Raw genomic sequence first — 22035 nt, 5'->3', positions numbered from 1 at the left:
AAATACTCTAATTCTCATTTCCCCTCTGGCCATTCAGGTGGCCGAAAGCCCGAAAGAAACCAGTTCATGGCCCGCACCATAGTTGCATGGGGTTTTGAGGAAGATTTCTTTTCCGCTGGAATTTCCGAGCGCTGGACGGTGATAATGCTGACCCCCAATATGTGTGCAAGCTCGGCCTGTTTGAGACCTAGCTGTTTACGAGCAACTTTAAATTCTTCTGGTGACATATGGTTTCTCAAATTTAAATTAAAAACAATGTATAGACGCACTATAGTGTTCTGAGAAGATAATCTGTTTAGTGCGGTAGTTGGATGTAGCCCTGCTGGCTAAGATGTAACATCAATCCGGCTGCAAATGGAAGTGTAACGCCTTTTTCATCTGGGCACTGGTCTTTGCTTGCAAAACTATCGCAGACATGCACGCCGAAACCATCAATAGCGACATACTTCTCGGAGGCAGTTTTTAAAGCTTTTGCCCCTGTTCCGAGTATACTTTTATAGGCCACCCATGCAGCTAAATACCCCGGTTCTTGCCAAAGGTCCGGCTTTTCTTGCATGTATTCTTCCAGTTGTTTTAGCCCTGTTTTATAAGCCTCTTTCAGCGCTGGATTATATTTTTGGTCGATAAGCTCAATGCCTTTGAGTTTTTCTAGTTTTAGTGGGGCATAACTGCCGGCATAGGAGGCATATTGATAAAGAAAACTGTTATCCCGACTGACAATCTCAAGCTCATGGTCACCATCTAAATCAACGTATGAATACCCCTCAAACCCATCAAGTGCACCTGCATCGATGGTGTGCCACTTGTTGTTTTGGTAGGTGTGAACGGTGTGAAGTGAGCAGCAATGCGCCCCGCCACTATAGCTTTTTGTTATGATTTGCGGATGGGGGCTGGAATTGTCTAGCCAGACCAATTCGACTAACTGTCCGTATTTACTCGGGTATTCAACGGGTATCTTTTTATCGAATAGGGTTTTGCCGCTTTTATTGAGAGTGACGCGAAAGAAAATCGGGTTAAAATCATCAAGTGTGCAGCCGGCCTTTTGACAGCTTCTCAGTGCACTGATTTGGTAATCTCCCTTGTGTGTGGACAAAGAGCCAAGATGAATTTTCATGTCATCCAACTCTAGCCTAACGATTGGCTGCGGTTGCCATAAAAGCTGCGAAAACCCACGGCCATCAGTTATAAAAACATCATCGGGCAGATTACTGCTAATCTGTTTCTTGGCTGTTTCGAGATCGGTTGCTTTTAAGGGCCCAAAAACAATTGCATACCAGCCGTTCTGGGAGCGTACAATGGCGATAGGGTCTTGATGGTTATTAAATTTACTCGTCGCAAGTTTAGCGGCAGTTAAACTGGATAGGCTTTCGGCCACAAGCCATTTTTGACCCGCTGTTAACCGTAGAGTGTTGCTAAGAGCATAAGTGCCGAGAGTAAGTGTAAAACATACAAACCCAAGTAATCTGAATAGTAGTAACATGAGAATTCACCAAATAATAATTTGGTGAATTCTATCCCATGGCTATAAGCTATACAAGTATACCACTAGCGCGCCAGAATCTGCGCACAAACCTTCGGCAATTGGTCTAATTGCATGGGCGGCTTGGGTTTGCGGGGCTTGGGTTTTACACCCGGTTTTGGCTTTTTGGGCACCCATTTGGCATCGGATAACCAGTTTGTGAGTTCCGTGCCGCAGCCGTCGCCTAAGGGTGGCGGGGCTTGGTTCACACAGCCACGACTGTCTTTGGGGCAACTCATGCGCACATGGAAATGGTAGTGGTGCCCCCACCAAGGGCGCACTTTTCGCAACCAGTGGCGATCTCCGGTTTCAAACTCGCATAATGCTTTCTTGATCACCGGATTAACGAAAATACGCGCTACTTTCGGGTCCTGTGCCGCGCGGCGAATGAGCCTTGCATGGGCATCAGTCCAGCGCTTGCGGTTAACGGTTCGATCTGCGCCCGCAACATTCAACGGGCCTTTCAGCATGGAAATTGCGCTAACGCTCTCGCGTTGCTGCATATTGTATCGCTGTTTGGGCATGGGTTTGAGCCAGATGTCTACATCAAGCCCAATTTGGTGGCTGGCATGACCGGTGAGCATAGGGCCACCGCGTGGCTGTGCCATATCGCCCACCAACAGGCCGTTCCAGCCAAGGGCCGGGGCGTCTTTTGCCAATCTGTTTAAAAAAGCGATTAACTCGGGGTGTCCATAATTGCGATGGCGTGACAGGCGCATCACTTGCCAATGCGGGCCATCAACAGGCAGGGCCTGCCCACCAGCAAGACAGCCACGTGCATAACTGCCAAAGGCACGGGCTTTCATATCCGCCGGGGTGAGCTTGTGGCCAAACAGTTGTTTGGCAGGAGATAAGGGGCGTTGGTATAAATGAGGCGGTAATTCACCACTTACCGAATAGCTGCCCGCCTGCGGTTTTGAATGTGGTAGGGCAGCCAAATTCTGAGCTTGGGCAGTCGGTGCCAATATGGCGAAAAACAACAGCAGGGCACAGTAACCAACCGCAAGCAATGGCAATCGCTTGTTATGGTTTGAAAGGCAGGGCTTGGTTGGAATGCTGTTCATGCTTTTCTCGTTAAATGGCAAAATAAATGAATGCCTCGCTATGACGAATAACTATAACATTTTTGTGACAACAGGATCTTGATTAATTCTTATATAAAATTGCCAATGCAGTAAAGGAAGGTGCATTTTCAGCATGAATTATACTTGCCGCTTAAGTAATTGGCAGGTGGACCTGCCAAAACATTTTTTGGAGATGAATAGGTTGTGTTAAGACCCTGTCAGACACAAAGCTGCTTTAAAGACTGCTTCATCAGTTCTAAATCTTGCGGGCGGGATAAACGGTGATCGCCATCTTTGATCAGTGAGAGAATAACATCTTCTTCCTGACAAGCTTCGATAATGCGTAGGGCATGTTGCCAGGGCACCGCGTCGTCTTTCTGACCTTGTAAAATAATCAATGGGCAATCGGTGGCAATCGGATCTCCGAGCAGCAGGTTGTTGCGGCCATCTTCAATTAGGGCTTTGGTAATGATGTAAGGTTCGTCATAGTCCGAGGGTTTTTCATAGGAGCCGGTTTCCATAATTTGCTGCTTCACCGCATCGGAAAATTCATGCTTCCACATCAGCTCCTCGGTAAAATCGGGGGCCGGTGCAATGAGCAACATGCCATTGAGCACGCCATTGCTGGAGACTTGCCGTTCTTTCAATATCTTGGCCAGCAAGAGTGCCATCCAGCCGCCCATGGAGGAACCAATAACCACGGTCGGCTCCTCACAGAACCGGTCAAATACTGCCAGCACTTCCTCCAGCCAAACACTGATGGTGCCATCGGTGAACTCGCCGCCTGATTCGCCATGGCCGGAATAATCCATACGCGTGCAGGTAATGTTTTGCGCTTCAGCCCATTCGGCCACCACTTCTGCTTTGCTGCCGAGCATGTCGGATTTAAAACCGGAAAGCCACAAAACACCCTGAACGCCGCGTTTTGTGTGTTTCACGGCGATCTTGCGACTGCTTTCGCCTTTGCCAACATCAATAAATTGGGTTATTTCACCAGCCATTATGTACTCCATACTCTTGCAGCCAGTTCAAAGAGTTTTGTCCACGCTGCACTGCCAAGATGAACCAGATAAAACATTAGGGTAACAATGTCCTATAGTGTATCGCAAAGTGACACGATGAATTCAAATGATCCGTGGGCAGGGACAAAGCCCGATGAACAAACGCAAACGATTATGCAAGTTATTCCTGATTTGCAAACCGGTGGAGCTGAGCGAACGACGTTAGATGTAGCCGAGGCTATTATCGCCAAAGGGTGGCGATCGCTGGTTGTCTCGCAAGGTGGGCGCATGGTGGCAGAGCTGTGCCAAATGGGGGCAACGCATGTTGAACTGCCGGTAAAATCAAAAAAGCCCTGGGTGATTTACCAAAATATCGCCCGCCTGCAAAAGCTGGTCGAGCGCTATAATGTGCAGCTCATTCATGCTCGCTCACGTGCCCCTGCATGGTCAGCCTATTATGCTGCTAAGCGCTGTCAGTTGCCTTTCGTCACCACCTATCATGGTATTTATAAGGAAACCAACTGGTTTAAGGCCCGTTACAACAGCGTGATGACCAAAGCGGACTGCGCTATTGCCAACTCCAAGTATACCCAGAGCCTGATGTGGCAGCGCAACCCAAGTTGTCAGAACCGCACCACGGTTATTTATCGCGGCTCGGACCTGCAAGCTTTCCAAGAAAGCGCGGTCAGTGAAGAGCGTCGCCAAAAGCTGCGTACAGCTTGGGGGCTGAGTGGCGGTGAACATATTGTGCTGACCATTGCCCGCATTACCGGCTGGAAGGGACATAAAACCATTATTCAGGCGGCTAAGCTTCTTAAAGAGCGCGGTCTGAACCAACTGACCTTTGTATTTGCCGGCGATACCCAAGGGCGCGAAGAGTACAAGGCCGAACTTGAGCAGCTCATTGCGGCGAATGGTTTAACGGGGGCGGTGAAACTGGTAGGGCATTGCCATGATGTTCCTGCAGCACTATCACTTGCTGAATATTCGGTTGTTGCATCCACAGAACCTGAGGCTTTTGGTCGCGCTGCCGTGGAAGCGCAAGCAGCGGGTGTGCCGGTTATTGTGAGCAATATTGGCGCGGTGCCGGAAACTGTGTTGGTGCCGCCAGTGGTAACAGATAGCCTACGCACCGGTTGGCATTTTGAAGCCGGAAACGCGGAAGACTTGGCGCAAAAGCTGGCTCTTGTGAATGCGTTACCTACCATAGAGAGGCAAGGATTGGTGAAACGAGCCCGTGAGCACGTGACGGGTGCTTTTTCCAAACAGCAAATGTGCGATAAAACTATTGCGGTCTATGAAGAGTTATTGACCCCTAAATAGCAAGAGGCCTAGAGTTATTAAGGTTTTTTGCAGGGGCGCGACAAAAGCAATATTGACTTATTCGTGAAATTTCATGATCTTTAGCCAGTAATCAAGTTTCTGGGTCGCTCTAGCAGTTTTTTACTTGACGAAACGCTGTATTCTTGCAATGGGATAGGCCTTGAAATTTCATCATTATCGGCAATTAAAGAGGAGAGCTCGACCATTCGCCGTCCGTTTCGCGCACCACCCCCCACTAAGGAAGGGCCGCGCACTAATAAAGAAATTCGTGTCCGTGAAGTTCAGTTGATCAACGCGGAAGGAGAAAACCTCGGTCCCACACCGACTGAGCAAGCGATGGAAATGGCGCAGGAGCAGGGTCTTGACCTTGTAGAAATCGCGCCAAACAGCCAGCCGCCTGTCTGTAAGATTCTGGATTATGGTCGCTACAAGTACCAAGCCCAGAAGAAAGCAGCAGAAGCTCGGAAAAAGCAGAAGGTCGTCGAGATCAAAGAGATCAAGATGCGCCCTAACATCGACACCCATGACTATGAGGTGAAGATGAAGAATATCGAGCGCTTCTTCAAAGACGGTGACAAAGTTAAAGTCACACTTCGCTTCCGTGGCCGTGAAATGGCGCACCAGGACTTGGGCATGAAATTGCTCAACCGTGTGAAGGACGAGACTGCAGAAATTGCTAAGGTCGAGTTGCACCCGAAGCTGGAAGGCCGTCAGATGATGATGGTTCTTGCACCTATCGCAAAATAATCTACCAATGATTATCGACACCCGGATAACTTCCGGGTGTTTTTTTGTGCCCGAAGGGCTGCGAATACAAGTCTTCACTTGCTTTTATCTCGAGCATCTCCTATAAGGCGCCGGTTCAGAGTCGCCCGGCTACATCTTTGGTCTATCGAATCTCGATAGCCAAAGGCGTCATAGGGCATGCCGTGGCGGCTCATGATGCATCCCAACATCATTGATCGTTAACGATCAACTAAAAGAAAGGACGCAAAAATGCCCAAGTTGAAGACGAAGTCTGGAGCAAAGAAGCGCTTCAAACTCACCGCGACTGGCAAGGTTAAATGCGGTCAGGCTGGCAAACGCCACGGCATGATCAAACGCACGACCAAGTTCATCCGTAACGCACGTGGTACAACCACACTGTGTGAAGCAGATGCACGTATCGTGAAAAAATATCTGCCTTACGGCTAAGCCAAGTAACCTGATTTAGGAGACCTCCATGTCACGTGTAAAAAGAGGCGTTACCGCCCACGCTCGTCACAAAAAAGTTCTGAAGGCTGCCAAAGGTTACTATGGTCGTCGCAAGAATACCATTCGCGTTGCTAAGCAGGCGGTTGAAAAAGCGGGTCAGTACGCTTATCGCGACCGTAAAGCTCGCAAGCGTAATTTCCGTGCACTGTGGATCCAGCGTATCAATGCTGCCACTCGTGAACACGGTATGACCTATGGTCGCTTTATCGACGGCCTGAACAAATCTGGTATTGAAGTTGACCGTAAGGTTCTTTCCGACCTTGCTATCAATCAGCCAGTTGCGTTCAAAGCACTCGTTGAAAAAGCACAGGCAGCGATCTCTTAATCCTAAGAGAACCTGTTGAGTTTTTAAGGGCACATCCGTTGGGTGTGTCTTTTTTTATGCTTTCTATAAACTTTAAACTTAGTTTAAGTACTGATACGCACGACAAACGACTTATATTCTCAGTATCGATTATACCGTATTTATACTAGTATAGGGAGAGTTGGCGGCAAACGCCAACGGCTAAAATCGCCAAGGGAACAATCATTAGGTAATGAACAATCAAATAGATAAGGAATTTAGCCAAACAGAAAATTTGGCGCTCACTCCACTGTTGCAGCGTATTGAATCTTTGGGCACGGATATCTCGCAGTCCAAAGCCGAGCTCGACGATGTCAACAAAACGGCAGCCCAACTCAGCAAAGCCATGCACTTGCTGGAAACAGCGCTGGAAAGTGTGCACGCTAGTAACGGTCATGTGCGAACGGCAGTCACCACCTCGAAAGATCAAACAGAAGTGGTGCATGAGGCTATGAGTTCTGCCCGTCATGTAATGACACATGCGCTGAGAAATATTGAACAACTCTCGTCTGCAGTTATCGCGATGAATGGCCAGCTAGAAGGGCTAGAGTCTTCTTTAAAAAGTGTGCGTGAGTTCTCCTCATCTATTGATGGTATTGCCAGACAAACCAACCTTCTGGCTTTGAACGCTACGATTGAAGCAGCTCGTGCCGGTGAGGCTGGTCGCGGCTTTGCTGTTGTGGCTGGCGAAGTGAAAGCCTTGTCTCGAGAGACAGGTAAAGTAACGGAACAAATTGACCAAACAATCGCGCATTTAGGGGAAGAAACTAAAGCTCTCACCACATTAGGTACAGCTGCACTGCAACATGTGAGTGGCGTGGAAGAAAGCACTAACGCTTTTACAGAGGTATTTTCAGAGCTCGACACATCCATTGAACTGATTGCCCAAAGTACAGCAACAATTGGCGATGCATGTAATTCTAGTGATGAAGATACTACCCGTCTTACGGGTGAAGTTGGCGAGATGGCGCAAATCGTCGACCGCAACCATGAAATGCTTACCAGTATTTCAGAGGGTATGATGCAAACTGCCATCAACTCAGATGCTATATTGGCCGATGTTGCCATTGCGGACCCAGATGGAGAAACAGCCCAAATAATTGACGATGTGCAGTGGGGGGCCTCTGAAATATCGCGCCAGTTCACAGCCGCTCTTGAAGCCGGTAAGGTAACCCTTTCGCAGCTTTTTGACCGCAACTACGTTCATATTGATGGAACAAACCCCAAACAATATTTGACCGAATTTACCCAGATTGCAGAGCAATTACTTCCGGCAATTCAAGAGCCGTTATTGAATAAGCACGAAAAAACAGTGCTTTGCGTAGCAACAGACCCGAATGGCTATATCCCAACTCATAATGCCCAATATTCCAAACCACAAAGGGATGATCCGGTATGGAATATGGCGAACTGCCGAAACCGTATGATTTTTAGTGATCGTGTTGGTCTGGCATCCGGGCAGAATGAAAAGCCGTTCTTGTTGCAAACGTATCGACGCGATATGGGGGGTGGTAAATTTGCTCTTTTAAAGGACATCTCTGCCCCCATTTATATCGAGGATCTGCTTTGGGGTAATCTGCGCATTGCCTATCGTGTGTAACTAGTTATTCACGCAAGCAAATTTTGCAGGTTCCAAGAGAACAAGAGAACTAAGCTTCTAATCGCGGTATTTTTAATTTGACCACAAGGGATAAGGCTTGCTTTTTATAATATGTCCATTATATTGGACATATGGAAATGAAAGATGCAATCCCTATTTTTGAAGCCTTTGCGCAAGAAACACGGCTAAAGGTTTTTCGGCTTTTAGTGGCAGCTGGCCCTAAAGGGTTGCCTGCTGGCCAAATAAGCCAGAAGCTAGAAATGCCACATAACTCACTCTCTTTTCACCTTGGCCATTTATCGCGGGCGGGAATACTGGACAGTGAACGTCAAGGGCGATCAATCGTCTATAGTGTTGATTTTACAAAGGTAAATGAGTTGATCCGGTTTTTGGTGCAAGACTGCTGCGGTAGCACTGTGGCAAATGATGTCCCACTTGCCTGCGACTTTCAAAAACTGGGCGACTTCGCAAAGTGTGATCAATAGGGCCGCCGAGATAGAGGCACTAATCCAGAAGGATACCCCCAATGGCAACAGCAAAAAAAGAAAAATCACCTATCGGTGTTTTTGAGAATTACCTTTCTGTATGGGTTGCGCTGTGCATCGGCGCAGGCGTTATTTTAGGTGTAGGTTTTCCGAGTGTATTTGAGTTTATCGCCTCGCTAGAATATGCCAGCGTCAACTTCGTGGTGGCTATTCTGATTTGGATCATGATTTACCCCATGATGATAGGCGTTGATTTTGCCAGCTTGAAAGATGTTGGCCGTAAACCAAAGGGCCTGTGTATTACACTGGTCATTAACTGGCTGATCAAACCGTTTACAATGGCTGCCCTTGGTATTTTATTCTTTGAATATGTATTTGCTGGCATGGTTGAGCCTGCCACGGCAAAAGAATATATCGCCGGGATGATTTTGCTTGGTGTTGCGCCCTGTACTGCAATGGTTTTTGTCTGGAGCCAACTGGTGAAGGGGGATGCCAATTACACCCTTGTGCAAGTATCCATTAACGATATCATTATGGTGTTTGCTTTTGCTCCTATTGCTGCTTTTTTACTGGGCATTACAGATATTGTTGTGCCATGGGAAACGCTGCTTCTCTCTGTTATTTTGTATGTGATCATTCCGCTCACCGCCGGTTATTTCACCCGGAAGGCGCTGGATAAAAAAGACGACCATAGCGAGGTTGAGAGGTTTACCAGTAGGCTTAAGCCGTTCTCTATACTTGGCTTGTTGGCAACAGTGGTACTGTTGTTTGCATTCCAAGCGCAAACAATTGTCGAGCAGCCAACTATCATCGTGCTGATTGCTATTCCGCTTTTGCTGCAATCCTACGGGATCTTTTTTATCGCCTATGGCTGGGCCTACTTATGGCGGGTACCGTTTAATGTGGCCGCTCCTGCAGCGCTAATTGGTACCTCGAATTTCTTCGAGCTCGCAGTTGCTGTGGCGATTAGCTTGTTCGGGCTTCATTCTGGAGCAGCCCTAGCAACGGTTGTTGGCGTGCTGGTCGAAGTACCTGTAATGCTGTCTCTTGTCGCCTTTGCCAATCGAACAAAAGCACGGTTTGCCTAACTACGGGTATAGCCAATCAATACAGAGTGAAAAAATTTCCTCTCTCTGAAAAAATATAGTTATAATAGTAGGGGGCACAATTGTGTCCCCTATTGCTTTGTTGTATCTGTCAACGGTGTCCTTCGGTCATTCGTTAGATAAAACGATAGATTGATAGCGAAAACAGTTCGATTTTTTCAATTATAGTTCGAACACCAGTTGGTGCGTAATGCATAGGGAGAAAAGGGAATGAACCGGCACCAAGTGCAGCACAATAAGTTGAATGAAACTCAGCTTCCAGATCACAGTGAGTATCGGGGTAAAGGGCGTGCTTGGCTTAATTGGTCTTTAGGTGTTGCTTTTGTTGTTGTTGTTTTCATTATGCAGTCCGGCTATGCCATCACTAATAAATCAATGGCAGCAGATTTAAGCCTAACCATAACGCAGGTGGGCTTGGTCGGCTCGGTTTATACTTGGGTTTTTGCCTTAGCGCAGTTGGGCTCTGGTTCAATGCTGGACTTGTTTGGAGCCAAGCGTTGCCTACCATTTGCGGCTATTTGCTTGACGCTAGGCATTTTGGTTTTCTCCCAAGCACAAGGTTTTGAACTTTTAATCATTGGCCAGGTTTTGATGGCGTTAGGTGCCTCCTTCGGCTTTATTGGTGCTGGCTTTATTGGGGGACAGTGGTTCAATCCGGCCAAATATGGCCTTATGTTTTCTCTCGTCCAATTTGCAGCCTCAATAGGCGCTTTGATTGGGCAAAGGGTGATCTCCTACTTGATTATTGATCTATCAATAACCTGGAGCTCTTTGATTTTGGGCATTGCTGTTATGGGAGCCCTCGTAAGCATAATGATGTTTATTTTGCTCAAAGACCCACCAGAGCAAAATGCTAAAACCCAAGGTTGGACAGGTTTTGCTAATTTCGCTAACAGCATAGGGACATCAATAAAAATTGTTGTTTCAGTACGAGCCAGTTGGGTCAATGCACTCATCGCAGGGGCGACATTCGGTGCTATGTTTGCCCTAGGCGTTGTATGGGGGCCGCGAATAATGATGGCCGGAGGCATGGAAGCAACGACCGCTTACACGACATCGTCATTATGTTGGTTGGGGCTTGCGACTGGTTCTCCCGCCATTTCTTGGTTGTCAGAGCGTATTGGCAAGATGGTCTTGCCAATGACAATCGCCAGCCTTGCTCAAGCGGTTGTTCTCATAGTTCTATTGTTTGTTGGCAGTAATGTGGATACCATCACTGCATCGTTATTGTTTTATTTCTTTGGCTTCTTTGCCGGTGGTTCTATGTTACCTTATGCCATCGCGGCCAAGTTGGTACCATCAGGTTTGGTAGGTACATCAGCTGCAATTGTTAATGCAACGCAATTTATTGTCAGCGGTATTCTTATGGCACTTCCAGGACAAATTCTGGCGGGAGCAAGCAATGTGGTTGGTCCTGAATCTATGCCACAAGACCCGAGCTATGGTGACTATCAAACGGCACTGATCATATTACCTGTTGCTTTAATTGCAGCATTTTTACTCAGTCTCTTCTTGTCTGATCCCTATAAAAAAGAAGAATATGCTTAAGTTTTACGATAAAGCAGGCTCCAAGGTGGTACCGGAGCCTGCTTTATTTTATTTAGCGGTAAATAACTGTTGGCCGAACGTAATTGGGATCCATAAGTTGCATTTGTGAGTAGACTTGTGAACGTGTTGAGTTCAACCTGCTTTCCGAGCGGTGCAAGTCTGCGTATGCAATAACCAGATCTAGGCGTAACTCTGAAATTCGGCTTTCTTTTTTGCGCCTGTCTTTTCGGCATTCCTTAGGCTTTTTCGCATCATGACAGGAAGTTTCGCTCACCTCATCTTGTAAACGGTTGATGCGGTCCTTGATGCGAGAAACTTCTCGTTCTGCATCATCGTTTGCGTCCTCGGCTTGTCGAAGGGTCTGTCCAAGGTTATAGCCGTCTAAAAACAGCGATGCAGCGCGCCCGGAGCAGACCTGATAATATCTCTTGTCCGCGCGTCCCTGCGAAAAACCAGATGAAACACTACAATATGTTTTCAACCCTTCTTTGCGGCCACTGTTATATGCCGCTCTATCGGGTATAACTTTATACTTGGCACAAGCCTTTTGGTGTTCTTCAATTCGGGTCTCTGGACGGCCTTCCTTGCCATCTAAAACACCGATTCCCTTCCAGTCTCCTTGCAAGCACTGGTCTTTTGATAAAGATGCACAACCACCTAAACTAAGCGCAACAGCAGTTAAGCAAACAACATATTTAAGCATTATATTCCCCCTAGAAATACTGGATATATTAATGTGGGGAGCAAGTTGAACACAATATGAATAACTGCTAATTTTAGGCTGTAATATTAATTGATTTGAAGCATTAAATTACAAGAGGTTACTTGATGGCAGAAGTGAAAGGGAGTTGTTTATGCGGGGAAATCCGGCTAACTATGAGGAATTTAGCTGAGGTTTCAAGTAGTTGCCATTGTGGTCAATGCCGCAAGTGGGGCAGTGGACCATTTATTTGCGCAGAAGTTGAAGAAGACGACCTCGCAATCAGTGACCCCAAAGACTATGTGGGCATCTATGAGGCCTCGGAGTATGCACGCCGCGCTTTTTGCAAAAACTGTGGTTCCAGCTTGTACTGGCATGGTCATAAACTACAAGGCCATGAGAAAACCTACAGTATCTCATTGGGACTGATTGAAGGACCAACTGATGTGAAAGAAGGCCGCCACATTTTCTGCCAATCAAAAGGCGATTACTATGATATCGCAGAGAATGTCGAGCAAGTAGCTCTTTACTAATTTTATTGCATCATAAGTTGTCGCTAAACGCCGAACCCTCAAACAGGGTCCGGCGTGCGACCATTGATTATCCCTGCCAACCCTGCACCCACATATGGTCGAAGGCTTCTCGGTATGTGGGGTATTTAAGCTGGTATCCCAGCTCCTGTTTCATTTTGTCGTTGTTCGCGCGTTTTATCTCGCCATAAAACGAGCGGGCCATAGGTGACATTTGCGCATCTTCAAAGGCAATCTCGGCAGGTGGCGTTACCCCCATAATTTGCGCTGCATATTCCACCACATCCTGTGGGGCAGATGGTTCGTCGTCACTTACGTTGTAAACACCAGCGGCGTTCTTCTCTATCGCGGCCATCACAGCACCGGCGATATCCTCGCAATGGATGCGGTTAAAGACCTGACCCTTTTTGATAATCCGCTTCGCCGTGCCACGCTGCAAATTGACAAAGGCATTGCGTCCCGGCCCGTAAATACCGGAGAGGCGGAAAACAGCCAACGGAAACCCTTGCTCTTTGGCCAAACGTAACCAGTTCTGTTCGGCTAATACGCGTTGCTGTGAGCGGGCCGAAACCGGATAACAAGGGGTGTCTTCATAAACCCATGCGCCGTTATGGTCGCCATAAACACCGATGGTTGAAAGATAGCCCACCCAGACCTGTTGTTTGGCGGCGATACGCTGCGATAACAGGTTGTAAACCGGATCTCCAGCCTCATCAGGGGCCACGCTGATTAAAATATGCGTGGCTTTATCAACCGCCGCTAACAACGTCTCGCTGGCTGTTTGTCCATCAAAAATCAGGGCAGAGATACCAAGGGTCTCGAGAGCTTCACGCTTTTCTACATCGCGGGTGGTGCCGGTTACACTGTCAAACTGTGCGCTATATTCTTTCACAAGCGCTTGCGCAGAATAGCCACAACCCAAAATCAAAAGGTGCATGAAAATATTTCCTTAAATACCAATATGACCCGACAGCTTAAGCCTACTTGGCAAGCTGGAGCATGTCACGGCGCACTTCAAACAACATCACGGCGGTTGCAATGGCAAGGTTCAGACTGTCCGCTTGGCCTTCCTGAGGGATTTTAACCAGCGTATTGCACGAGTCGGCAAGCGCATCACTTAAACCGGCCTGCTCGTTACCCATTACCAGCAATAGCGGTTCCTTATATTGTGGCTCACGGTAATCCATTGTACCGCGCAAATGGGTCCCCACCACAAGACCCGGCCAGTTGCGCCGCCAGTCGATGAATTCGTCTTCACGGCAGCGTATAAGCGGCATGTGGAACAGCGAGCCCATGGTTGCCCGCACCGCTTCCACGGCGAAGGGGTCGGTGGTATCGCCAATCAATACCACACCGGCAGCCCCTACAGCATCACCGGTGCGGATAATGGTGCCAAGGTTCCCCGGATCGCGCACCCGATCCAGACAAATCCATGTTTTGCGCTCATTGACGTCAATAGTATCAAGCCCACGGACTTTTTGCTCGTAAACCCCCACAACCATCTGCGGGTTATCGCGCCGTGTGAGGTTGGTGAGTATCGCATTGCTCACCTCAAGAATGAGCGCACCTTGTGCCTTTGCCTTGGCTGCCACATCGAGCGCGGCTTGGTTTTCACGGGCTTCCGGCCCCATGGCAAGGTAGCGCACGCCCCATCCGGCTTTTAGGGCATCACTGGCAAGTTTTAGTCCTTCGGCCACAAACAGCCCGCTATCGCGGCGGTGTTTGCGCTGCGCCACAAGGCCTTTAATTTCTTTAATAATCGGGTTGGCGTGTGAGGTAATCTGCTTCACTCCGCCTTGGCGTTCTTTACCCTGAAAGCTCATTGGGCATCTCCTTTGGGCGCACTCCAGCGGCTGAATAGCGAGGTCGACAATAACCGCCCGCCAGCTTGTTCGCGAATGGCCAACTCACCAGACTCCAAAGTTCCGGGCAAGCCGCCCAAGTGCTCTAGCACCAACTCGTGCGAGGCAATAAACGAGGAGCGAATGGCGTAACTTGTTAAAATCATGAACTGGGCTTTGGGCGAAAGTAGTTGCCGCAACAGCGCCAACATTTCCGGCATGGAGGTGAAGAAATCCCAAACCTCGCCTTTAGGTCCGCGGCCATATTTCGGTGGGTCAAGAATAATACCGTCATAGGTATTGCCGCGCCGCACTTCGCGCTGCACGAATTTCATCGCGTCATCACAAATCCAGCGTATGGGCTTATCATCCAGTCCCGAAAGTACTTGGTTCTCACGCGCCCAGCCAATAGCTTTTTTCGAGGCGTCCACATGGGTTACATGGGCACCGGCAGCGGCAGGCAATAGCGAGGCAAGACCGGTATAGCCAAACAGGTTGAGAACCTTAAGTGGCCGGTTGGCTGCCTTGATCTGCTGCTGTACCCAGTCCCAGTGTGCTGCTTGCTCGGGAAACACCCCAAGATGGCGAAAAGACATAAAGCGGCCGTTATAGGTTACGGCACCATATTTCATGTGCCACGTTTCGGGCAGCTGTTTGTTATAACGCCAGCGCCCCGGGCCTTCTTCTTCCACATCGCCAGAAAAAACAGCGTCTGCTCGGTCCCATTGTGCTTTTGGTAAGGCAGGGGCCCCCATCGCTTGTTGTTCCGGGCGTACCACCGTAAAGCGGCCGTATCGTTCCAGCTTTTGGCCATTGCCCATGTCCAACAGTTGGTAGTCTTTCCAACCGTCCATCTCTAATAGGACAGGCAGAACACTGGTTGGTTTGTTGACGCGCTTGCGGGTACTTTTATTTTTCTCATGATGGGTCAAAACGCTTGGGCCTCACGTGGTCAAACATCGCCGTTCACATATAATGAAAGCTTGAATACTATTAAGTACGCCTTAATCCCCCTGTGAGCTGTGGTCAACGTTAACACGGGCAAAAAACGGTTTCGAACGGTATCAGCAATAGGTTTGTCCTTCAAAAGCGTGCGGGTTGTTATTAAAAAACTTCGAATACACTGCAGCTTCAAGTTTTGTTCGCACCAAGACCGTTAATCCGTATATTTAAAATCATCGCTAGATAGATTCAGTAGAGGGGCCGGTTTTGCAAAGGGCCAAGCCGGTGTTACAGTGAATGCGGGAAGTGAAGGCATCATTTTCTGTTCGCAGTTCAACATCTGTGTTGGTGGGCTGGCTCAACTGGGCAAGTGCCTGACTGAATAGATAGTGAATAGCTGCAGGATAAGCTCTTCTCAAATTTAAGTGCGTAGCTTGGAGGTACCGCCATGACAAGAAGCACCCATGAAAAACCAACGAAAGCGGAACAACAAAGAATTACCAATACGGGCGAATCGCTTAAATCGACCGAACTTGATGTAGGCCTTTTAGAGGAAGCCAAAAAAATAACCATGGAGCAGGCTCCAGAGGTTGTTTCTGAAGTACTGCATGATGCAGAAGCGGCTATTGAAGAAAAGGTTATTGATGCGGAAGAGAAAATAGAAGTTGCCGCCGGGCGTAGTGTTTGGGGTGGTCCCGTTGGCTGGGGAATGCTCGCCCTTGCTGCTGTGCTGGCTGTGTATCTATTGCTGACGGCATAACAAAGTAGCTTATCACGATCGCTCGATCATGCTGCGTTGATTATATCGCCTTCGAAGCGAAATCTTTAAAGGCGATTTACCCATAACTTTTTCTGTATTGGTCAGGTGTGATATTGTGCCGTTTTTTGAAGTGGTGGCGCATGGTAGCGGCACTTTGCAGCCCTGCTTGAAAAGCGATTTGTTCTAGTGTGAGTTGCTTTTCACATTCCAGTAATTCCATCGCATATGCGAGCTTCTTCGCTACAAACCACTGTAGCGGTGCACACCCGAATTCTTCATGGCATTTACGTATAAAACTGCGCTGCGACATGTTTGCCTTTTGAGCAAGGCTGGCAATATCTAGCGGCTGTTGCAGATTATTGGCCTGCGCTTCCATAACTTCAATAAATCTATGGTTTCGCTTTGCGGGTAATGGCGGATGCTGTGGTGCTTGTGCTTGATACCCCTCTCTTACCGCCGGTACCAACAACCGTTTGGCAACTTGGTTGACAATAGCATCGCCGTAATGTTGCCTCGTTATTTTCAAGCATAAATCAATACCGGCAGAGCTGCCTGCCGAAGTAATCAGGTTTTCATCTTCTACAAATAGTTTGTTGTTTTCGAAAGTGCTATCGGGGAAGAGCTCTTCAAATAGTGGCTTATACTTCCAATGGGTCGTTGCGCTTTTGCCTTTTAAAAGCCCTGCATGGCCTAAAAGAAATACACCTGAGCAAATCGAAGCCACTTGCGCGCCGCGTGCTTGTGCCTGTTGTAGGGCTCTGCAAATTTCAAGAGCGGGTATTTCTCGTAGTCTTCGCCAACCGGGTACAAGAATGATATCGGCGTTTACGAGTGCTTGCCAGTTACAGCTACAGTTGATGCTTAGGCCGCTAGAGGTGTGTAAAGGACCATCCTCTACTGCCACTGCCTGAAATGAAAACCAGTTATCGCCATATTCAGGGCGCTCCAGCCCAAATACCTCGTAGGTGATGCTGAACTCAAAATGGCAAAGACCATCATAAACCAAGGACACAACTTTAGGACCACTGAGCGTCACACTCTTTCCTTTTCGACAAATTTGGCAATTATTTGTGGTATTGTAGCATTTTTGCCAGTTTTTGTGCGGTGATTTTTCTTGAATGATGTTTGTAGTCAACATGAGGGAATAAAAGATGAGCACGATTGGATTGAGTTATTCAGCAAACGATTTTTGTGAGATCGTCAATCATTACAGCCGTAAACTGGCATTTGAAACGGATTGTAGCGATGTAAATAAAGCTTTGAATGCCGGATCAAATGACTTTCAGCTACTCGATGTCCGTGGAAACAGTGATTATGCCAAGGGGCATATTCGCAGTGCAAAGAACATTCCGCACGCAACAATTTCTAGCGAAACCCTCCAGAGTATCCCCCAGGGCACACTATTGGTTGTCTACTGTAATGGCCCCCATTGCAATGGCGCTGATAAAGCTGCACTCAAGCTGGCTTCACTTGGCTATCAGGTCAAAGTGATGCTGGGAGGGATTTCGGGCTGGAAGCATGAAGGCTTCGCCTTACAAACAGATTGCTGATGTTAATGTAAGGTGAGACTACAAACATCACCAGACCCATACGTAGTCTGGTGATGAAACAAGTAGATTAATTGTTAACTTGTCAGGTGCTTAAAGGCAGCAACAACTTGCTGGTAAACTTCGCGTTTAAAAGGCACAATCAACTCGGGCAGTTTGTCCGCATCCATCCATTGCCATTCAGAGAATTCCTGATGCTGGCCTTCGGGCGGCTGCAAAATATTGATCTCGCTGTCCGGTCCGTCAAAGGCCACGGCAAACCAGCGCTGTGCTTGCCCCTTGAATTTGCCACGCTTGGCTGAAAGCTGCACCTCGGGCGGGTAGTCGTAGCAATACCACAGCGGTGCTTCTTCCAGTATCCGCGCAGAACGTACCGAAGTTTCTTCATAAAGTTCGCGCAGTGCAGCTGTTGCCGGTTCTTCACCGGCATCAATACCACCCTGTGGCATTTGCCAGATAAACTCGTCCGGTATGGGCATTTTGTCGCCAAAACGCTTGCCAACCCATACTTTGCCTTGCTTGTTAATGAGCATAATTCCCACGCAGGGGCGGTAATCATTTGGGCAGTCCAAAACCATTTAGAAATTCCTTTTATGCTACTTCCTAAAACAATAACGGGGCGTTTTGCGAGATACTTGAGTGTCTTACTGCGGCTTATTCAAAGCAGCCGAGATCGGGATAAGCTTTAGTCCACGTGCTTCGAGGTTTTGCGACCAGCGCTTGAGCTCCTTCAAAGTAATTGGAAAGGCGGTCGCCGATGCAACTGCAATGCCTTTACGCCTTGCAATCGATTCCAGCTCCAGTAACTGCGCGCCAATGTCCTCGCTGTTCAACTCACTATCAAGTACCAAGTCGGCACCTATAAAAGGGACTTGTGTGTTCCGGGCAACTTTACGAGCTTGGCTGCCATTGGCGTTGCCATCGTCCATAAACATCAAACCGCGTTTATGGGTTTCCTTCATCAAGGCTTGTAATGACAATTCCTTGCTTAAAAAGCGGCCACCCATGAAATTGATAAGGCCCACATAGTTGGTAGCGCGCGAAAGCACCCAGTGTAGCCGGTCTACATTGTCTGCCGCTTTGTTGTTCACCAGCAAGCTTTGCGGACCAGCATCGTTACTTGGAAAATCAAAGGGCTCTAGCGGAACTTGCAGTAATAGCTCATGACCTCGCCGCCGCGCTTTGCTTACCCATTGCCCCAGCGCTTCTCCATAGGGGGATAGAGCCAATGTGATATCCCGGGGTAAATCGTTAATGGCTATATCTGACATTGCGGCACTTTGGCCGATACCGCTCACAACAATTGCAATTCTTGCCTGATAGGCATTTGCAGCGGGGGCTGGGCGGGCATACTCGCGCAAAGGCTGTAACCCCTTTGCCGACACTTTGGGCAACAAGCCATAAGGGCCTGTTTCAACCAGCTCTGCATTCGGTGATTGGGAAAGACTGGTCGGAGCCGGGGCGTGACCTTCACCATAAGCACTTGCAGCTTTTATAGCAGCCTCGCTTAAAGGTTGATTTGCACCATCACCAAGGTCCACAATACCGATATCATTGCGTGAAATACCGTCGGGCTTGTAGTTCAAACTGACAACGGCTGTCGGTTCTCCGCCAAGCGGGTCATCAACGACATTGGTCCAGATAAAGCCAGTCACCAGTACCAGTGTGATAATTGTAAGGCCGATCAAACCGTAGGGCAGGCGAAGCAATACCCCTTTTTGTGTTTTTCCAAGTGGTGCCCTAAGGTCGTCACCCGCCATGTTACCCCCAAAAGCGGCTGCATATCATTCAAAATGCGTTGTCGGGCAGCTTAGGCAGCCCGACGCAATGCCATTATTACTTTTCAACTCGCTGATCACTCACAGGTGGAAAAGCATCATCGGTTTTGTTCCCGCGCAGCAAGTCCAGCGCCATGTTCAACTGGGTGTCTTTTTCCTTCTCGCGTGGCACATAGGCCTGGCTGCCAGAGCCTTCTTCACCTTCTTCTGCCTGCAAGTGACCGCGCAAACCGGCTTCACCCTTGGTTTCCAGCAGCTTACCTTTCAGCTCGTCCGGCAGCTCCTGCTTAACCACAATGTCAGGGTGTATCCCTTTGGCTTGGATGGAGTTGCCAGAGGGTGTGTAGTAGCGTGCTGTGGTTAAACGAATAGCGCCATTTGCACCAAGTGGAATAATAGTCTGCACCGAACCCTTACCAAAAGAGCGGGTCCCTAGAATGGTTGCGCGGCGATGATCTTGCAAAGCACCAGCCACAATTTCTGAAGCACTGGCTGAGCCACCGTTTACCATTACAATCACGGGCAGACCTTTTGTTAAATCACCATTGCGGGCATTGTAGCGCTGGGTTTCTTCCGCATGGCGTCCACGGGTGGAAACAATTTCACCGCGATTAAGGAAGTCATCGGAAACTGCAATGGCCTGATCCAATAATCCGCCGGGGTTGTTACGCAAATCGATAATATAGCCTTTCAGCTTATCACTTGGCACCTTACCGGAGATTTCTTTTATGGCCTTTTCAATGCCTACCTGTGTTTGCTCGTTAAACTGGGTAATGCGGATATAGCCCACATCTTCCATTGGCTCCCAGCGCACACTGCGGATCTTGATGATGTCACGGGTGATCTTGATTTTGAGCGGCTCATTAACCCCTTCACGGCGAACTGTAATTTCAATATCGGTTTTCACCGGTCCGCGCATTTTCTCAACCGCCTGGTTCAAGGTCAGGCCCATTACCTGTTCCCCGTCCAGTTGGGTAATCAAGTCACCGGCTTGCACACCAGCTTTATAAGCGGGGGTATCGTCGATAGGTGCCACAACCTTTACAAGGCCGTCTTCCATGGTTACCTCAATGCCAAGGCCGCCAAATTCCCCTTTGGTCTGTACCTGCATGTCGCGGAAGCTTTTGGCCGAAAGATAGCTGGAATGCGGATCAAGATCGGTAAGCATGCCATTAATAGCGGCTTCAATCAGTTCCGAGTCTTTAGGCTCTTCAACATAGTCCGAGCGTACGCGTTCAAATACATCGCCAAACAAGTTCAGCTGATTATATGTCTCGGCCGTTGCCGCATGTGCAGGCTCGGTCAAGTTCACAGGGGCGTTGTTCAATGTAAATACGGCAGCGGCCCCCATAGCCATACCTACCAGCATTAGTGATGCATTTCTCATCATCCACGAACCTTTTTGTTGACGCCACCAGCCCACCAGGATTTGGGGTTAATGGCATTGCCGTCTTTCCTAAACTCTATATAGAGCACCGGCGCTGTTGAGTTAAAGTTAAGGGCATTCACACTGGCAAGCCGTGTTTCTCCCATTCGCGCAACCGGTTCACCGGCCAGTACAAACTGGCCCAATTCAACATTAATATGATCCATTCCTGCAAGTAGCACCAAATAGCCGTCACCTGCATTTATAATCACCATTTGCCCATAGGACCTGAAAGCACCAGCAAAAGCCACCCACCCATCTGTGGGCGAGGTTACTTGCGCGTTCGGTCCGGTTACAATGGACTGGCCATTCGTTTTATTTCCAAATCCATCTGCAACGCCGTAGTCTTGTAGTAAACTGCCGGAAACAGGCAAGGGCAGCAACCCTTTCGCTTTAGCAAAAGCAATTTGTGGGCTTAAACGACCCGGGTCTGCGTAAGGGTCCACAAAATCCTTGTGCTTTTTTCGTTCCTCAGCAGCTTTACGTGCTGCATTGGCAGCGCTCTTTGCGCTGTCCATTTGCTGTTCAATTGTAGCAAGCAACTCTTTCAAACTGGTTGCTTTTGCTGCCAATTGCTGTAACCGCATGCGTTCTTGCTCCAGCTGGGCTGCGGTTTTGCTGGATTGCTTTTCCTTCTCGCTCAACAACGCTTGCATTTTTTGGCGCTCTTCAGCCAGTTGCTGTGCGCCACTACGATACCGGTTACGTTCATCTTCAATTTTGCTACGCAAACTTGTCAGCTCGTTTAAATCGCTCGCCAGTGCTTCGGCTTCTACGCGTAGTTCAGGCATTACTGCATTGAGCAAAATTGCACTGCGTACTGCTGAAAGCGCATCTTGAGGGTGTACGGCCAATGCTGGTGGCGGCCGGTGGCCAATGCGCTGTAAAGCACTTAAGACCTCGGCAAGGACATCGCGGCGTGCATTCAATGAAGCTCGGACCTTATCCTCATTATGGCGGTGCCTTGCCAGTCGGGATTCAGTAAGCGCCAACTGGCTTTCAAGCTGTTTTAACTTCTCTCCTGAGCGAATGAGTTCACCATTGAGTGCTCTTTTATCCCGATCAAGAGTGCGTATTTCCCGCTCAATTTGCGCTTTCTTTTCTTCTGAAATAGATATATCGCGCGTTAAGTCCAATAGTTCTTTTTCACGGGCTTCTTTTTCTTTTAGCGCTTTTTCTTGTTCGCTTTTGAAATCATGTGTGAGAGAAGCCTGCTCTTTTTTTGCGGCCAAAGAAGGGCGAACAGCTAGAAACGACAAAACGAAGAC

24 protein-coding genes are annotated in these 22035 nt (G+C 48.4%); 11 read left to right on the top strand and 13 right to left on the bottom strand.

Annotation, left to right across the window (positions count from 1 at the left end; genetic code table 11):
- Window positions 1-14: 14 nt before the first annotated feature.
- The 4 genes from AYK67_RS05600 to AYK67_RS05585 form a co-directional block, all read right to left on the bottom strand.
- Window positions 15-227: a helix-turn-helix domain-containing protein gene (locus AYK67_RS05600; protein WP_068083509.1), complete on the bottom strand. Its 213-nt coding sequence runs from the start codon at window positions 225-227 to the stop codon at window positions 15-17.
- Between the two features lie 68 nt (window positions 228-295).
- On the bottom strand, window positions 296-1480 hold the full coding sequence (locus AYK67_RS05595) for a hypothetical protein (protein WP_068083506.1): 1185 nt from the start codon (window positions 1478-1480) through the stop codon (window positions 296-298).
- A gap of 65 nt (window positions 1481-1545) precedes the next feature.
- On the bottom strand, window positions 1546-2583 hold the full coding sequence (gene mepA, locus AYK67_RS05590) for a penicillin-insensitive murein endopeptidase (protein WP_082735660.1): 1038 nt from the start codon (window positions 2581-2583) through the stop codon (window positions 1546-1548).
- A 218-nt stretch (window positions 2584-2801) separates the two neighbouring features.
- Window positions 2802-3584: an alpha/beta hydrolase gene (locus AYK67_RS05585; protein ID WP_068083503.1), complete on the bottom strand. Its 783-nt coding sequence runs from the start codon at window positions 3582-3584 to the stop codon at window positions 2802-2804.
- 87 nt (window positions 3585-3671) lie between these two features.
- Between AYK67_RS05585 and AYK67_RS05580 the strand changes: the two genes are divergently transcribed.
- From AYK67_RS05580 to AYK67_RS05545, 8 genes are all read left to right on the top strand, one after another.
- A complete protein-coding gene (locus AYK67_RS05580) occupies window positions 3672-4907 on the top strand; it encodes a glycosyltransferase family 4 protein (RefSeq protein WP_208976221.1) in 1236 nt (411 codons plus the stop codon).
- A gap of 204 nt (window positions 4908-5111) precedes the next feature.
- Entirely contained in the window at window positions 5112-5654 is a 543-nt protein-coding gene (infC, locus tag AYK67_RS05575; RefSeq protein WP_082735658.1) for a translation initiation factor IF-3, read from the top strand.
- A 249-nt stretch (window positions 5655-5903) separates the two neighbouring features.
- On the top strand, window positions 5904-6101 hold the full coding sequence (gene rpmI / locus AYK67_RS05570) for a 50S ribosomal protein L35 (RefSeq protein WP_068083497.1): 198 nt from the start codon (window positions 5904-5906) through the stop codon (window positions 6099-6101).
- A gap of 28 nt (window positions 6102-6129) precedes the next feature.
- Window positions 6130-6486, top strand: coding sequence for a 50S ribosomal protein L20 (rplT, locus tag AYK67_RS05565; RefSeq protein WP_068083494.1), 357 nt, complete (start codon window positions 6130-6132; stop codon window positions 6484-6486).
- 211 nt (window positions 6487-6697) lie between these two features.
- Complete coding sequence (locus tag AYK67_RS05560; protein WP_068083491.1) at window positions 6698-8104, top strand: methyl-accepting chemotaxis protein; 1407 nt, start codon at window positions 6698-6700, stop codon at window positions 8102-8104.
- A 137-nt stretch (window positions 8105-8241) separates the two neighbouring features.
- Window positions 8242-8589, top strand: coding sequence for an ArsR/SmtB family transcription factor (locus tag AYK67_RS05555; RefSeq protein WP_208976220.1), 348 nt, complete (start codon window positions 8242-8244; stop codon window positions 8587-8589).
- Window positions 8590-8630: 41 nt separating this feature from the next.
- Window positions 8631-9677, top strand: a complete 1047-nt coding sequence (gene arsB / locus AYK67_RS05550; protein WP_173645101.1) for an ACR3 family arsenite efflux transporter — start codon at window positions 8631-8633, stop codon at window positions 9675-9677.
- A 228-nt stretch (window positions 9678-9905) separates the two neighbouring features.
- Window positions 9906-11243 (top strand): MFS transporter, encoded by a 1338-nt coding sequence (locus AYK67_RS05545; RefSeq protein ID WP_068083486.1) that lies wholly within the window; start codon window positions 9906-9908, stop codon window positions 11241-11243.
- 52 nt (window positions 11244-11295) lie between these two features.
- Here the strand turns inward: AYK67_RS05545 and AYK67_RS05540 are convergent, their stop codons facing one another.
- Window positions 11296-11946: a DUF2799 domain-containing protein gene (locus AYK67_RS05540; RefSeq protein ID WP_068083483.1), complete on the bottom strand. Its 651-nt coding sequence runs from the start codon at window positions 11944-11946 to the stop codon at window positions 11296-11298.
- Window positions 11947-12071: 125 nt separating this feature from the next.
- Between AYK67_RS05540 and AYK67_RS05535 the strand changes: the two genes are divergently transcribed.
- The gene (locus AYK67_RS05535) at window positions 12072-12476 is read left to right on the top strand and encodes a GFA family protein (protein ID WP_068083480.1); all 405 of its coding nucleotides are present in this window, start codon (window positions 12072-12074) and stop codon (window positions 12474-12476) included.
- A 67-nt stretch (window positions 12477-12543) separates the two neighbouring features.
- Here AYK67_RS05535 and AYK67_RS05530 read toward each other — a convergent pair whose 3' ends face one another.
- The 3 genes from AYK67_RS05530 to AYK67_RS05520 are packed head-to-tail and all read right to left on the bottom strand — an operon-like array spanning window position 12544 to window position 15168.
- On the bottom strand, window positions 12544-13410 hold the full coding sequence (locus AYK67_RS05530) for an SDR family oxidoreductase (protein ID WP_068083477.1): 867 nt from the start codon (window positions 13408-13410) through the stop codon (window positions 12544-12546).
- A gap of 43 nt (window positions 13411-13453) precedes the next feature.
- On the bottom strand, window positions 13454-14296 hold the full coding sequence (locus tag AYK67_RS05525) for a TrmH family RNA methyltransferase (protein ID WP_068083474.1): 843 nt from the start codon (window positions 14294-14296) through the stop codon (window positions 13454-13456).
- Window positions 14293-15168, bottom strand: coding sequence for a class I SAM-dependent methyltransferase (locus AYK67_RS05520; RefSeq protein WP_082735673.1), 876 nt, complete (start codon window positions 15166-15168; stop codon window positions 14293-14295). The genes AYK67_RS05525 and AYK67_RS05520 overlap by 4 nt, the downstream gene beginning before the upstream one ends.
- Before the next feature lie 536 nt (window positions 15169-15704).
- Between AYK67_RS05520 and AYK67_RS05515 the strand changes: the two genes are divergently transcribed.
- Complete coding sequence (locus AYK67_RS05515; RefSeq protein WP_068083471.1) at window positions 15705-16016, top strand: hypothetical protein; 312 nt, start codon at window positions 15705-15707, stop codon at window positions 16014-16016.
- A gap of 76 nt (window positions 16017-16092) precedes the next feature.
- Here AYK67_RS05515 and AYK67_RS05510 read toward each other — a convergent pair whose 3' ends face one another.
- Window positions 16093-17052, bottom strand: a complete 960-nt coding sequence (locus tag AYK67_RS05510; protein WP_162265083.1) for a DJ-1/PfpI family protein — start codon at window positions 17050-17052, stop codon at window positions 16093-16095.
- Window positions 17053-17167: 115 nt separating this feature from the next.
- Between AYK67_RS05510 and AYK67_RS05505 the strand changes: the two genes are divergently transcribed.
- Window positions 17168-17566, top strand: a complete 399-nt coding sequence (locus tag AYK67_RS05505) for a rhodanese-like domain-containing protein (protein WP_068083467.1) — start codon at window positions 17168-17170, stop codon at window positions 17564-17566.
- A gap of 74 nt (window positions 17567-17640) precedes the next feature.
- On the opposite strand, the gene AYK67_RS05500 is transcribed toward AYK67_RS05505, so the two are convergent.
- The 4 genes from AYK67_RS05500 to AYK67_RS05485 form a co-directional block, all read right to left on the bottom strand.
- A complete protein-coding gene (locus tag AYK67_RS05500; RefSeq protein ID WP_068083465.1) occupies window positions 17641-18141 on the bottom strand; it encodes an RNA pyrophosphohydrolase in 501 nt (166 codons plus the stop codon).
- A 66-nt stretch (window positions 18142-18207) separates the two neighbouring features.
- Complete coding sequence (locus tag AYK67_RS05495; RefSeq protein WP_068083462.1) at window positions 18208-19323, bottom strand: divergent polysaccharide deacetylase family protein; 1116 nt, start codon at window positions 19321-19323, stop codon at window positions 18208-18210.
- A 76-nt stretch (window positions 19324-19399) separates the two neighbouring features.
- Window positions 19400-20731 carry a S41 family peptidase gene (locus AYK67_RS05490; protein ID WP_068083459.1) on the bottom strand — a complete coding sequence of 444 codons (1332 nt, stop codon included), beginning with the start codon at window positions 20729-20731 and terminating at the stop codon, window positions 19400-19402.
- A complete protein-coding gene (locus tag AYK67_RS05485) occupies window positions 20728-22026 on the bottom strand; it encodes a murein hydrolase activator EnvC family protein (RefSeq protein WP_208976219.1) in 1299 nt (432 codons plus the stop codon). Before AYK67_RS05485 ends, AYK67_RS05490 begins: the two co-directional genes overlap by 4 nt.
- Window positions 22027-22035: the final 9 nt, after the last annotated feature.

Source organism: Polycladidibacter stylochi (assembly GCF_001562055.1).
GTDB lineage: Bacteria > Pseudomonadota > Alphaproteobacteria > Rhizobiales > Stappiaceae > Pseudovibrio > Pseudovibrio stylochi.
This window is presented reverse-complemented; position numbering and strand designations above follow the sequence as displayed.

Coding starts and splice junctions, on each gene's coding strand:
- AYK67_RS05600 (WP_068083509.1), bottom strand. CDS start 227: ATGTCACCAGAAGAATTTAAAGTTGCTCGTAAACAGCTAGGTCTCAAA.
- AYK67_RS05595 (WP_068083506.1), bottom strand. CDS start 1,480: ATGTTACTACTATTCAGATTACTTGGGTTTGTATGTTTTACACTTACT.
- mepA (WP_082735660.1), bottom strand. CDS start 2,583: ATGAACAGCATTCCAACCAAGCCCTGCCTTTCAAACCATAACAAGCGA.
- AYK67_RS05585 (WP_068083503.1), bottom strand. CDS start 3,584: ATGGCTGGTGAAATAACCCAATTTATTGATGTTGGCAAAGGCGAAAGC.
- AYK67_RS05580 (WP_208976221.1), top strand. CDS start 3,672: ATGTCCTATAGTGTATCGCAAAGTGACACGATGAATTCAAATGATCCG.
- rpmI (WP_068083497.1), top strand. CDS start 5,904: ATGCCCAAGTTGAAGACGAAGTCTGGAGCAAAGAAGCGCTTCAAACTC.
- rplT (WP_068083494.1), top strand. CDS start 6,130: ATGTCACGTGTAAAAAGAGGCGTTACCGCCCACGCTCGTCACAAAAAA.
- AYK67_RS05560 (WP_068083491.1), top strand. CDS start 6,698: ATGAACAATCAAATAGATAAGGAATTTAGCCAAACAGAAAATTTGGCG.
- AYK67_RS05555 (WP_208976220.1), top strand. CDS start 8,242: ATGAAAGATGCAATCCCTATTTTTGAAGCCTTTGCGCAAGAAACACGG.
- arsB (WP_173645101.1), top strand. CDS start 8,631: ATGGCAACAGCAAAAAAAGAAAAATCACCTATCGGTGTTTTTGAGAAT.
- AYK67_RS05545 (WP_068083486.1), top strand. CDS start 9,906: ATGAACCGGCACCAAGTGCAGCACAATAAGTTGAATGAAACTCAGCTT.
- AYK67_RS05540 (WP_068083483.1), bottom strand. CDS start 11,946: ATGCTTAAATATGTTGTTTGCTTAACTGCTGTTGCGCTTAGTTTAGGT.
- AYK67_RS05535 (WP_068083480.1), top strand. CDS start 12,072: ATGGCAGAAGTGAAAGGGAGTTGTTTATGCGGGGAAATCCGGCTAACT.
- AYK67_RS05530 (WP_068083477.1), bottom strand. CDS start 13,410: ATGCACCTTTTGATTTTGGGTTGTGGCTATTCTGCGCAAGCGCTTGTG.
- AYK67_RS05525 (WP_068083474.1), bottom strand. CDS start 14,296: ATGAGCTTTCAGGGTAAAGAACGCCAAGGCGGAGTGAAGCAGATTACC.
- AYK67_RS05520 (WP_082735673.1), bottom strand. CDS start 15,168: ATGGACGGTTGGAAAGACTACCAACTGTTGGACATGGGCAATGGCCAA.
- AYK67_RS05515 (WP_068083471.1), top strand. CDS start 15,705: ATGACAAGAAGCACCCATGAAAAACCAACGAAAGCGGAACAACAAAGA.
- AYK67_RS05505 (WP_068083467.1), top strand. CDS start 17,168: ATGAGCACGATTGGATTGAGTTATTCAGCAAACGATTTTTGTGAGATC.
- AYK67_RS05500 (WP_068083465.1), bottom strand. CDS start 18,141: ATGGTTTTGGACTGCCCAAATGATTACCGCCCCTGCGTGGGAATTATG.
- AYK67_RS05495 (WP_068083462.1), bottom strand. CDS start 19,323: ATGGCGGGTGACGACCTTAGGGCACCACTTGGAAAAACACAAAAAGGG.
- AYK67_RS05490 (WP_068083459.1), bottom strand. CDS start 20,731: ATGATGAGAAATGCATCACTAATGCTGGTAGGTATGGCTATGGGGGCC.